The sequence below is a fragment of the Proteus sp. G2626 genome, assembly GCF_009915985.1.
Taxonomy (GTDB): Bacteria; Pseudomonadota; Gammaproteobacteria; order Enterobacterales; family Enterobacteriaceae; genus Proteus; species Proteus vulgaris.
The window spans coordinates 546,650-559,427 of record NZ_JAABNH010000027.1 but is presented as its reverse complement, the minus strand read 5'-3'; the positions used below and the strand labels follow the sequence as shown (position 1 = coordinate 559,427).

At 38.4% G+C, this 12,778-nt stretch carries 11 protein-coding genes; 7 read left to right on the top strand and 4 right to left on the bottom strand.

From position 1 onward, the window contains the following. Positions 1-159: 159 nt before the first annotated feature. Complete coding sequence (nhaB, locus tag GWJ05_RS15060; RefSeq protein ID WP_036936329.1) at positions 160-1,704, bottom strand: sodium/proton antiporter NhaB; 1,545 nt, start codon at positions 1,702-1,704, stop codon at positions 160-162. 233 nt (positions 1,705-1,937) lie between these two features. Here nhaB and fadR point away from each other — a divergent pair, with 233 nt between their 5' ends. From fadR to GWJ05_RS15035, 5 genes are all read left to right on the top strand, one after another. Continuing rightward, positions 1,938-2,657 (top strand): fatty acid metabolism transcriptional regulator FadR, encoded by a 720-nt coding sequence (gene fadR, locus GWJ05_RS15055; protein WP_036936331.1) that lies wholly within the window; start codon positions 1,938-1,940, stop codon positions 2,655-2,657. 473 nt (positions 2,658-3,130) lie between these two features. Continuing rightward, positions 3,131-4,435 (top strand): D-amino acid dehydrogenase, encoded by a 1,305-nt coding sequence (locus GWJ05_RS15050; RefSeq protein ID WP_036936333.1) that lies wholly within the window; start codon positions 3,131-3,133, stop codon positions 4,433-4,435. Between the two features lie 13 nt (positions 4,436-4,448). Next, a complete protein-coding gene (gene alr / locus GWJ05_RS15045) occupies positions 4,449-5,561 on the top strand; it encodes an alanine racemase (protein ID WP_036936336.1) in 1,113 nt (370 codons plus the stop codon). A gap of 49 nt (positions 5,562-5,610) precedes the next feature. Continuing rightward, the gene (gene hypF, locus GWJ05_RS15040) at positions 5,611-7,914 is read left to right on the top strand and encodes a carbamoyltransferase HypF (RefSeq protein WP_036936338.1); all 2,304 of its coding nucleotides are present in this window, start codon (positions 5,611-5,613) and stop codon (positions 7,912-7,914) included. Between the two features lie 93 nt (positions 7,915-8,007). Continuing rightward, the gene (locus GWJ05_RS15035; protein WP_036936340.1) at positions 8,008-8,760 is read left to right on the top strand and encodes a MipA/OmpV family protein; all 753 of its coding nucleotides are present in this window, start codon (positions 8,008-8,010) and stop codon (positions 8,758-8,760) included. Between the two features lie 104 nt (positions 8,761-8,864). Here the strand turns inward: GWJ05_RS15035 and GWJ05_RS15030 are convergent, their stop codons facing one another. Together GWJ05_RS15030 and gapA are read right to left on the bottom strand one after the other, a co-directional pair. Beyond that, on the bottom strand, positions 8,865-9,749 hold the full coding sequence (locus GWJ05_RS15030) for a D-hexose-6-phosphate mutarotase (RefSeq protein ID WP_036936341.1): 885 nt from the start codon (positions 9,747-9,749) through the stop codon (positions 8,865-8,867). A gap of 113 nt (positions 9,750-9,862) precedes the next feature. Then, positions 9,863-10,858, bottom strand: coding sequence for a glyceraldehyde-3-phosphate dehydrogenase (gene gapA / locus GWJ05_RS15025; RefSeq protein WP_036936343.1), 996 nt, complete (start codon positions 10,856-10,858; stop codon positions 9,863-9,865). 343 nt (positions 10,859-11,201) lie between these two features. Between gapA and msrB the strand changes: the two genes are divergently transcribed. Together msrB and GWJ05_RS15015 are read left to right on the top strand one after the other, a co-directional pair. Then, a complete protein-coding gene (gene msrB, locus GWJ05_RS15020; RefSeq protein WP_036936345.1) occupies positions 11,202-11,639 on the top strand; it encodes a peptide-methionine (R)-S-oxide reductase MsrB in 438 nt (145 codons plus the stop codon). Positions 11,640-11,721: 82 nt separating this feature from the next. Beyond that, a complete protein-coding gene (locus GWJ05_RS15015; RefSeq protein WP_161681475.1) occupies positions 11,722-12,003 on the top strand; it encodes a YeaC family protein in 282 nt (93 codons plus the stop codon). 121 nt (positions 12,004-12,124) lie between these two features. Here the strand turns inward: GWJ05_RS15015 and pncA are convergent, their stop codons facing one another. Continuing rightward, positions 12,125-12,769, bottom strand: a complete 645-nt coding sequence (gene pncA, locus GWJ05_RS15010) for a bifunctional nicotinamidase/pyrazinamidase (RefSeq protein WP_036936350.1) — start codon at positions 12,767-12,769, stop codon at positions 12,125-12,127. Positions 12,770-12,778 lie beyond the last annotated feature (9 nt).

Below are 12,778 nucleotides of genomic sequence, written 5' to 3'. Positions count from 1 at the left end.
AATAGTAAAATAAGTGCCTATTTTGCCCAAAAATCAAGCGCAAAAAAAGTTAAAACCTTTTATTTCACAAATATTTACATTCAACCTTTTTTTAATGAAAAAAATAGGACTTTTACTTGATAAAAGTCCTATTTATGTGGTGTAACTGTAGAATTATTGTTATGGAATAGCCACTAAGCCTATTTCATAAAACCAATGTGTTGCAGGAACAAGCCAGAACTCAACCGCCAGCAAACCAAATAATGTCATTACGATAGTATATGGCAGTGCCATTACCACCATTCGTCCATAGGATAAACGGATAAGTGGAGATAATGCGGAGGTTAATAAAAATAAGAATGCAGCTTGGCCATTTGGTGTGGCGACAGAAGGTAAGTTTGTCCCTGTATTAATAGCAACACCAATATGTTCATATTGTGATTGACTAATTAGTCCATCTTGTAATGCCGTTAAGGCTTCACTGATATAAACCGTACCGACAAACACGTTATCTGAAATGGCAGACAATAGACCATTAAATAGATAGAAGAGTGAGAGTTGTGAGGACTCTGAAGCTTGGAGAACAAACTGAATAATTGGACCGAATAATTGTTGGTCAATAATGACGGCGACAATGGAAAAGAATACTGTCAATAATGCAGTGAACGGTAATGCTTCTTCAAATGCTTTACCGAGCGCATGTTCTTCTGTAATACCACAAAATGCTGTTGCAAGAATGATAACAGATAAACCGATAATACCGACTTCTGCTAAATGAAATGCTAAAGCAACAATTAACCAGATCCCAATTAGTGCTTGAACCATCAGTTGTGCTTTTTCTTGAGAAGTGCGTTTTTTACTGTTTTTCTTATCATACTCGGTTAGAACTTTACGAACTAAATCAGGTAGTTCAGCACCATAACCAAAAAGCTTAAAGCGCTCTACTAAATAGCACACAGCAAGACCTGCAAAGAAAACAGGAATAGTGACAGGTGACATTCGAATAAAGAAGGTCACAAAATCCCACTCTAAATGTTTTGCAATAATCAGGTTTTGGGGTTCACCTACCATGGTCATTACGCCACCTAATGCAGTACCTACACCAGCATGCATCATTAAGCTACGTAAAAAGGCACGGAATTGTTCTAATGTTTGTTTTTTCTCTGCGGTATCAATAAATCCATCATTATTTAGCTCTGTTCCTGCTTGGTTAGAAGCAAAATTATGATAAATAGAGTAAAAACCGAGAGAAACACTGATCACAACAGCGATAACGGTTAAAGCATCTAAAAAGGCAGATAAAAATGCACTTGCAAAGCAAAAGGCGATAGACAATATTCGTTTAGAACGAATGGATAAAAGCAATTTGGTAAAAGCAAAAAGCAATAATTGTTTCATAAAATAAATACCCGCAACCATAAAGACCAGAAGTAAAATAACTTCAAGGTTGTTGGCAATTTCATGACCAATTTGTTTTGGGCTAGTCATTCCAATAATGACGGCCTCAATGGCAAGTAATCCTCCGGGTTGTAATGGGTAACACTTTAACGCCATAGCTAGTGTAAAAATAAATTCTACAACTAATAGCCAACCGGCGACAAAAGGGTCAACAAAGAAAAAAATCAGTGGGTTGATAATTAAAAAAGTAAGAATAGCAAGCTTATACCAATCGGGAGAATTTCCCATAAAGTTCTTTAGTAATGCTTGTCTTATACTCATATCCATTAGGTTTCTCATCCTCCAAACAGAGATTTTAAGCGCTATCATGCGCGATCTAACCATAGTACGCGTTAATTGCTGTGAAATTAAGCGTGTTAGTAATAATAAATTGATAAAACTGCATCAGGTTTTATGATGCCACTCACTATTTAATGATGGTTGAGCTATATCAAAATTACGCATTCTGATATTATCTTTTTCATTATTAGCAGAAAAATCGCTACGGAAGAAATAAAAATATGGTTATTAAGGCTCAAAGCCCCGCAGGTTTTGCGGAAGAGTATATTGTTGAAAGCATCTGGAATAATCGTTTTCCTCCTGGTTCTATTTTACCAGCAGAACGTGAACTATCTGAATTAATAGGTGTAACAAGAACTACATTAAGAGAAGTATTACAACGCCTTGCTCGTGATGGATGGTTAACGATTCAACATGGAAAGCCAACGAAAGTAAACAATTTCTGGGAAACATCAGGCCTTAATATTCTTGAAACCGTGGCACGTCTCGATCACGATCGAGTACCGCAACTCATTGATAATTTATTAGCAGTACGAACTAATATTTCAGCTATTTTTATCCGTACTGCATTCAGAAGTAACCCTGAAAAATGTATCGAGGTTTTAAATCATCAGCTAACAACAGAAAATAGTGCTGATGAGTTTAGTGAGTTGGATTACAACATTTTTCGTGGTTTAGCTTTCGCTTCAGGAAATCCGATTTATGGTCTTATCTTAAATGGTTTGAAAGGTTTGTATACGCGTGTTGGCCGTTACTATTTTTCAAATATCCAAGCTAAAGAGCTTGCATTAGCATTCTATAAAAGACTTGCCACGTTGTGTGAACAAAAAGATGTTGAACATGTAATGGAATGTGTTCGTCAATATGGTAAAGACAGTGGGATTATTTGGCAAAGTTTACAATCACCACTCCCAAGTGATTTGGAAGAAGTTAAACGCTAATTTTTACTGTTTTTTCAGAATAGAAAAGACCAGTATCCTCATTGAGTTGTGATACTGGTTTTTTTATGTGGTTAAAAAGAACAATGTTTCATTTTTTAGGCAATGCTTTAAATAGGTTAATTTTAGTAAAAAGAGTTACCAAAGTGAGTTAATTAAAAAATTATAATCTACAATTCGATTTGTATTTAGGTTTTTATAAATTTTATATTCCCATCCTTTACAGATTAAATTCTCTTCAAAGTAAATTAATTTATTTATCAATATTTTTATAATTTATCGATAAAAACGTATCGTATTGATTTTAATTGTTAATTTAATAATACTTATTAAAAATTACTTACTTAATAATAGCTAAATGTGACTTAACTCTAAAATTTGCTTTTTTATTAGTCTAGATGATTATTCTATATTGGCTTTTTGTGTATGGAATATTATTCTTATGTTATATCAATGTAAATTATTGGAGTCTTGCCATGAAAGTAATTATCTTAGGTGGCGGCGTTATTGGTGTAACCAGTGCGTGGTATCTTGTGCAACAAGGTCATGAAGTCATTGTTGTTGATAGACAAAGTAGTGCGGCAGAAGAAACAAGTGCTGGCAATGCTGGTCAAATATCTCCAGGGTATGCAACTCCTTGGGGAGCACCAGGCATTCCGATAAAAGCGATAAAATGGATGTTTCAAAAGCATGCTCCCTTAGCCATTAAACCGGACGGTTCACTTTTCCAATTGCGTTGGATGTGGCAAATGTTACGTAATTGTGATGCATCACATTACACTATGAATAAAAGTCGCATGGTGCGTATTGCTGAATATAGCCGTGATTGCATCCGTCAGTTGCGTCAAGATACAGGAATTGAGTATGAAGGGCGCCAAGGCGGGACTCTTCAACTTTTCCGTGATCAAAAACAATTTGATAATGCAGCCAATGATATTGCAGTCTTAAAACAAGAAGGTGTTGCTTACGAATTATTGACGGCGGATCAACTTAAATTAGCAGAGCCTGCACTAGAGCATGTGAGCCATAAACTTACGGGTGGTTTGCGTTTGCCGAACGATGAAACAGGTGATTGCCAAATTTTTACGAAAAAGCTCGCTAAAATGGCAGAAGATGCCGGTGTGACATTCTTATTTAATAAAGAAATCAAACATTTGTTATTCGATGGTGATAAAGTAGCGGGCGTTCAATGTCACGATGGATTACTCACTGCAGATCACTATGTTGTTGCAATGGGCTCTTACTCAACAGAATTTTTGAGAAATAAAGTTGCCATTCCTGTTTATCCGCTTAAAGGTTATTCACTCACGATGCCGATTATTGATGCTTCAAGAGCACCAACATCAACTATTCTAGATGAAACCTATAAAATTGCAGTGACGCGTTTTGATGAACGAATTCGTGTCGGCGGAATGGCTGAAGTCGTCGGTTTTAATTTGAATGTTTTAAAATCACGCTGTGAAACATTAAAAATGGTTGTACAAGATCTCTATCAAGGTGGGGGGGATATAGAGAAAGCCACATTCTGGACAGGACTAAGACCTATGACACCAGATGGTACGCCTATTGTCGGGCCAACGGCTTATCGTAATTTATCTTTAAATACGGGGCATGGCACATTAGGTTGGACAATGGCATGTGGCTCCGGACAATTATTGGCTGATTTAATTTCAGGAAATAAACCTGCCATTGCCGCTGATGATCTTTCGGTATTTCGGTATATCGATGGCTTTAATACTAAATTGCTCTTACCTGGGCAAAAACTTGATGCAGCTTACTAATTGAGGAAAAAACATGTCCAGACCAGCAAAAGTAACCATTAACCTCGATGCATTAAGCCATAATCTGTCTGTTATTAAAGAGAGAGTAAAAGGCAGTAAGGTGTGGTCTGTTGTAAAAGCAGATGCTTATGGACATGGATTATCCTGTGTTTGGCCAGCATTAAGTCATACCGATGGCTTTGCATTAATTGAATTAGACAAAGCCATAATGTTAAGAGAGCAAGGGTGGGTCGGCCCTATTCTTTTACTTGAAGGTTTTTTTAAGCCAGAAGACGTTTATTTATTAGATCGTTATTCTCTAACGGCAACGATTCACTCAGATTGGCAATTTGATGCCATAGAAAAGGCACAATTAGAACGCCCCGTTAATATCTATCTTAAACTGAATAGTGGAATGAATCGGCTAGGTTATCGACCAGATGCTTATAAAGAAGCTATTGTTCGTGCAAAGAGTATTAAAAATATTGGCTCTATTATCCAAATGTCGCATTTTGCTAATGCAGATACAGGGCTGAATATGGACGCGCAAAAAGCGGTAATTAATCAAGCTATGATAGATGAATTACCCCGATGCTTAGCAAATTCGGCAGCAACGCTATTTAACCCTGAAACATATCAAGATTGGGTGCGTCCAGGCATTATTTTATATGGTGTTTCGCCGTCAGGTGTTTGGTTAGATATTGCTGATTTTAATTTACAGCCAGTAATGACATTTAATAGTGAAATCTTGGCAATTCAACAAGTGAAAAAAGGTGAGCAGATAGGCTATGGCAGCCGATATACCGCTGAACGTGATATGCGAATAGGGGTTGTTGCCTGTGGTTATGCCGATGGTTATCCAAGACATGCGCCAGATGGCACACCGGTTATTGTTAATGGACATAAAACACAATTGGTGGGACGTATTTCGATGGATATGTTAACTGTTGATATTACGGATTTACATGATGTTAATTATGGTAGCCCAGTTGAGTTATGGGGAGAGCAACTGCCTGTTGACGATGTTGCAACGGCATGTGGCACTATTGGTTATGAGTTACTGTGTGCTGTCGCTCCTCGAGTCGCTGTTGAAGTGATGATAAATCTACCTAATTCCACTTTTTCTGATCTAAATGAAAGTTGTTGATAATCACTAAACTAGAATAAGCTTAAATTTATTTTGATTTGGTGATCCTATGAGTAACGGCATTGCATTGCGTGTGAAAGGTAAGGTTCAAGGCGTTGGCTTTCGTCCATTTGTTTGGCAATTAGCACACCGCTTTGGTTTATTAGGGCAAGTGAGTAATGATAGTTTAGGTGTATTGGTACATTTAACCTCTTCACCTAAAAACGCACTGTTTATCGAAGCACTACAAGCAGAATGTCCCCCATTGGCACGCATTGAACGTATAGAAGAATCACCCTATCAATGGGAACAAATACCGACAGATTTTATTATTGTAAAAAGCGGTGGCGGTGAAATGGATACACAAGTGGTGCCTGATGCCACGACTTGCCAAGCGTGTATTGATGAATTGTTTGATCCTCAAAACCGTCGTTATCACTATCCTTTTATTAACTGCACACACTGTGGTCCCCGTTTCACTATTATAAAAAAAATGCCTTATGATAGGCCATTTACCTCAATGTCTGAATTTCCATTCTGTCCAGAATGTCAACATGAGTATGAAGATCCCGCGGATAGACGGTTTCATGCTCAGCCTAACGCATGTCCTGTTTGTGGCCCTCATATCTGGCTTGCGAATAATCTTGGTGATGAACTAGCAATAAAAGAGCATGCATTAGCTCAAGTTTGTGAAGCGCTACTCGCTGGAAAAATTGTTGCAGTTAAAGGCATTGGTGGTTTTCATTTAGTGTGTGATGCACGTAATAATGAGAGCGTTGCATTATTACGAAAACGTAAATATCGACCTGCTAAGCCATTAGCAGTGATGATAACGGATATTGAGCAAATTAAAGAAGATAAGCATGATCTGCATTTTCGTTTAGCTGCAATTAAAGCACTACAAAGCACTGCTGCACCGATTGTGTTAGTTCCGAAAACAGTTGCACCTCAATTGAGTGAGCTTATTGCTCCAGGCTTGTCTGAAATAGGTGTAATGTTACCAGCAAACCCATTGCAACACCTATTAGCGCGTGGTACGCATATTCCGCTTGTGATGACATCAGGAAATGCATCGGGTCACACCCCCGCATTAAGTAACGAAGAGGCCTTAATGCAATTGCGTGATATCGCAGATTTGTTCTTGATGCATAATAGAGAGATTATACAGCGAGCTGATGATTCATTAGTGCGTATTGAAGATAAACAGAGTGTTATGATCCGCCGTTCCCGAGGCTATGTTCCTGATGCGATTTCGTTACCTGATGGTTTTGAGTCACAACCCTCGGTACTTGCAATGGGAGGCGATCTTAAAAATGTATTTTGTTTATTACGTCAGCACCAAGCCATTATGGGACCCCATTTAGGGGATCTTGATGATTTAAGTGTGCGACAACAACTGATAAAATCATTAGATCTTTTCCAGCAAATTTATCGCTTTACACCCAAAGCCATTGCGATAGATGCACATCCTAACTACGTTAGTCATCAGTTAGGTAAACAATTCGCTCAAGCGCAAAATATCCCTGTTATTAACGTTTCTCACCATCATGCGCATATTGTTTCTTGCCTTGCCGAACATGGACATACTCATCAGCAAGGTGCTGTAGTAGGTATTGCACTTGATGGTTTAGGTTATGGGCAAGATGGCTCTTTATGGGGCGGAGAATGTTTGTTGGTGGATTACCAAAAATCACAACGGATTGGAGGGCTTCCTGCGGTTGCAATGCCAGGGGGAGATCTAGCTTCTATTCAACCTTGGCGAAACTGGTTCGCACATTTAGCTACTTTTTCTAAAAATTGGCAAGGTAGTGTTATCACCCAATTGATACCTAGTCATGATTTGCAAATATTAAGTAAAGCAGTTGAGCGCGGTTTGAATTCACCAAAAGCGTCTTCTTGTGGCCGCTTTTTTGATGCGGTTTCAGCATCTTTAGGATTAGCACCTAAAGAAATAAGTTGGGAAGGTGAAGCCGCATGTTACTTACAAACAGCAGCATTAGCGTGTCAAAAAGAAAAACAAACGGAAATTATTAAGCAATATGGGCATTTAATGCCTATAAAAAATAATGTGCTCGATCTATCTGTTTTTTGGTCACAATGGGAAAATGTAAAGCTTAATGTCAGTGAAAAGGCATGGCTATTTCATTATTTATTAGCTGAAAGTTTGGGCAATATTGCATTGCAATATGCTGATGAACATCAGATTGATACCATTGTACTTACGGGAGGTGTGTTAAATAACACATTACTCAAACATCTGTTTAAGAAAAAATTAAATAATAAAAAAGTACTTATCCCTATGATATTACCCGTTGGAGACGGTGGTATTGCATTAGGGCAAGCGTTGATTGCTACACATTTAATGCAAAACTAAAATGATTATAGGTAAAATAATACAAGTTTAGTTAATTGTGACTGAAATAGGTTTTTGGTTGCTACTTTATTAATGACAATATGGAAAATTATCGTGAGTAATAAGAAGATTATCATTTCTTTAGCCGTTATTGCAGGACTTAGTACACCAGTAGCATTCGCTGGAGAATGGTCACTTGGTGGTTCAGTCTTAGCGCAAATTACGCCTTATAAAGGGGCAAAATCAAAAGATTATTTATTACCAGTGCCACAAGTTAACTACCAATCAGAAAATTTTTATTTTGCGACATTAGCCGCAGGATATTACTTGTGGAATACCCCTAAAGACCAACTTTCTGTTGATTTACACTATTATCCTCAAGCCTATAAGCCAAGTGATAGTGATGACGAACAAATGAAAAAATTGAATCGTCGTCGTGATACTATGATGGGAGGCTTTACTTATAAACATCATGAATCATGGGGTAGCTTAAGAGCGATTGTGTCGGGTGATATGCTGGGTAAAAGTAACGGTATTATCGCTGATGCAGCCTATTTATATCCTTTCGAATTAGGTAATTGGTCTTTTCAACCTGGGGCGGGTGTTGTGTGGGAGAACAAAAAGCAAAACCGTTATGCTTATGGTATTACCCATGCAGAATCGCAACGTAGCGGTTTAGCTGAGTACCGTCCGAATGATAGTTGGAGACCTTATGTTGAGGTTTCTGCTAACTACAAATTTACCGAAAAATGGAACTTCTTTGCGATGGGGCGAGTTGACCACTTACCAAGCGAAGTGAAAGATAGCCCAATGGTGAATAAGTCTGTCACTGCGATTGTATGGACAGGTGTAACTTATACATTCTAATTAAAGTATGTTTAACGCAGTTAATATTAAATAGACTATCAAATAAAAAAAGCTTCGATTTAACCTCGAAGCTTTTTTTTATTTGTGTAATATGCGAGCAATATTTATTTTTCAGCAATATTCTTACGAACCCGTACCACCATCGATAAACGACCAGGATGAACATTATCTGGTTTTAATGGTTGGTGGATGCGAGCGGTTTCTACACAAGCCATTTTGCGATACCCACCAGCGCTCATATCTTTCATTGAGCTGGCGAGTTCTGCACCTGGATTCCAACATACCACATCACTATGGTGATAATGATGAACCTCAATTGTGCGCTCCCAACCATCGTCACGAATAAGATTGAAATCGTCAGGCTCTGTGTAAAGCCTGTCAGTGCGTCCATTAAAGCGCAATGCGGTTTCATCAGTATAAACTTCGTTGTCCGCTACCGTGTCAATGTAGTGGCCTCCTAAGCCAGTGACAGAGACATTATCAATATCACTTACATTAAAATAAGAGTGAAGGGCGGCTGTCGCTTCATAATCACCATAAGATTCTAATTCTATCTCGCAAGTGGCGCCTAATTTAAAACGCGCAATAACGGTGAACGGGTGAGGCCAATATTTTTGTGTTTGTTGGCTCTCTTTGAGGGTCATTGTAATGAGCACACCATCATCTTGTTCTGTGTGTGCGCTAAATTCCCAAGGCAGAATACGTGCAAATCCATGACTCGGTGTACCTGCTGAAGCAAACCAAGGCCAGCAAATAGGAACGCCACCTCGAATTGCAATACCGGGAGTGAAAAGAGACGCGTCGCTTACCCAAAAGACAGGATGTTCTTGTGCGGGTTGCCAAGCAATTAAATGTGCGCCTTGAAGGCTGATAGCAGCGCGTACTTTAGGATGCGAAATAACAAGGATAGGAAGCTCGCCTAATTGACGACGACTTAAGTAAGGTGATATTTGTTCAATAATCGGCAAAGAAAATATTTTCTCATTCATTATCTTATGACCTTATGTCACTGACTATTTCAATACAATAAACTGACTGGCTAAAAAATAAAAGAGCCACCCAAAGGTGGCTCTAAGCAATATCTTGATTTTCTAGGCTCTAATTATTTAGAGATATGAGAAATCAGATCCAGAACTTTGTTTGAATAACCAACTTCGTTATCGTACCAAGCTACTAATTTAACAAAGTTGTCGTTCAGTGCGATACCAGCTTTAGCATCAAATACTGAAGTCAGAACTTCGCCATTGAAGTCAGTTGAAACAACTGCATCTTCAGTGTAACCCAGAACGCCTTTCAGTTCGCCTTCAGCTGCTGCTTTGATAGCATCACAGATTTGTGCGTAAGATGCTGGTTTTTCCAGACGAGCAGTCAGGTCAACAACAGAAACGTTAGGAGTAGGAACACGGAAAGACATACCAGTCAGTTTGCCGTTCAGTTCAGGAATAACTTTACCTACAGCTTTAGCAGCACCAGTTGATGATGGGATGATGTTTTGAGAAGCACCACGACCACCACGCCAGTCTTTTGCAGAAGGACCGTCAACAGTACGTTGAGTTGCAGTTGTTGCGTGAACAGTAGTCATCAGACCTTCAACGATACCGAAGTTGTCGTTGATAACTTTAGCTAAAGGCGCTAAGCAGTTAGTAGTACAAGATGCGTTAGAAACGATATCTTGGCCTGCGTATGATTTATGGTTTACGCCCATTACGAACATAGGAGTGCTGTCTTTTGAAGGACCAGTCAGAACAACTTTTTTCGCGCCAGCTTGGATGTGTTTACGAGCAGTTTCGTCAGTTAAGAATAGGCCAGTTGCTTCTGCAACAACGTCAGCACCGACTTCGTTCCATTTCAGATTTGCTGGATCTCTTTCTGAAGTTACGCGGATGGTTTTACCATTAACAACGAGGTGGCCATCTTTTACTTCAACAGTACCGTTGAAACGGCCATGAGTTGAATCGTATTTCAGCATGTATGCCATGTAGTCTGCGTCTAACAGATCGTTAATACCTACGATTTCGATATCTGAACGTTCTTGAGCAGCACGGAAAACGATGCGGCCGATACGACCAAAACCATTAATACCTACTTTGATAGTCATATGTATTCCACCAGCTTTAATTTAGTGAATTAAAAAGTTGCTTCTAAAGTTACCAAAACCGCGCCAATCGTCAAGCGGAATCGTGTCAATAATTGCAAAAAATCAATTAAAAAAACACTTTTCGCTTAAAGAATGGTCGTTTTAGCTAAATGTTACGCTGTGTATTATCGGGATCAATGCCGATAAATGAAGTTACCTTTGCTCCGTTATGTGAAATTCATCACATTTCAAAAACTAAAGATTACTCTTGTTGATTTTAGACTATATTTTCCAGATTTGTTGTTAAATCTTTGTTATCATTCACTGTTGTTTTAAAAAGCATTTTTCTGAGATCGAGGTCCCTATGACAGATAATGAAAAGAAAGTGAATATTTCAAGCAATAACAATCACCTTGATTTATCAACACTCAATGAAATGCAACGTTATGTGACGCAACAACACGGCACAGAACCTCCGTTTAGTGGTAAGTTATTACATAATCGTCAAACAGGGATTTATCACTGTTTATGTTGTTCTGCTCCTTTATTTTATTCAGATACAAAATTTGATGCAGGATGTGGCTGGCCGAGTTTTTACCAACCCGTTAATAGTGATGCAATACGCTATCTTGATGATTTTTCTCATAATATGAAAAGAACGGAAATACGTTGTCAGCAATGTGATGCACATTTAGGTCATGTTTTTAATGATGGCCCAGCCCCTACAGGAGAGCGCTATTGTGTTAATTCTGCTTCACTGTCATTTACGAACAGTGAGACGGGTGAAGAGCAGAAAGGTTAATAATCATTAAGTTAACAAAATAATAACAAGTGAAAAAACGATTCAGCTATTTTAAGTAATTATTTAGCTTATGGAGTAATCAATGGAAGTTAATGAACTTATTTCGATGGTAACCCCTGAAATTTATCAGCGTATTTCAACAGCAGTTGAATTAGGCAAATGGTCTGACGGCGTGGCATTGACAGATGAACAAAAAGAGCATTGCATGCAGATCGTTTTATTATGGCAGGCAAAAAATAACCACACACCTGAACATATGACCGTGGGAACCAATGGGCAAATTACGATGAAAAGTAAGCAGGAATTAAAAGCCCAATTTCAAACTGAGCGCTTAGCCACATTAACCCCAATGGATGATGATTAATGCTGATAGTAATTGGAGAATTGGGTTGATAACCAAAGTGGTCATTTATTAATGATAATAATTAATAATCGCCACTTTTTTGCTTTGTCATTGTAAAAAAGTGGTCGTAAAAACCATAAATTTATTGATTGTTACGATTAAACCAAAGTGCTGAATCTATTAATGTCGCTCCCTTCGCTTGCATCTCTTCTAGCGCTACTTGGCTGTCGTTATCTTGAATATTGACACCACGGCAACCGTCAGTAATAACAGATACTTGATAACCTAGCTGTAAAGCATCCAGCACTGTAAATTTAACGCAGTAATCAGTAGCAATACCAAGAATATAAAGATGTTTTATATTAAGCGTTTGCAAAAGGGTATGTAAGCCAGTTTGATATTCATGGTCGTTATCAAAAAAGGCACTATAGCTGTCAATAAGGCGGTTTTGGCCTTTGTAAATAATGTGATTAATTAATGTGTGATTGAGCTCAGGGTGAAATGTAGCGCCGTGAGAGTTTTGCACGCAATGCACAGGCCACCAAACTTGGGGTAATCCGTTCAGTTTCCCAATTTCGCCTACAACGGTGCCTGAATTTTTAGCAAAGCTGAGATGATCGGCTGGATGCCAATCTAAACTTGCAATTATCGGGCTTTTAGTTTGCTTGAAACCATTAATGAGCTGATTGGCTATTTGAATAACCATCTCACTCTCGTTAACAGCTAAAGCACCCCCTGTACAAAAATCATTTTGTATATCAACCAGTAATAGCGCAGAGTTTTTCACTAAGTTTGC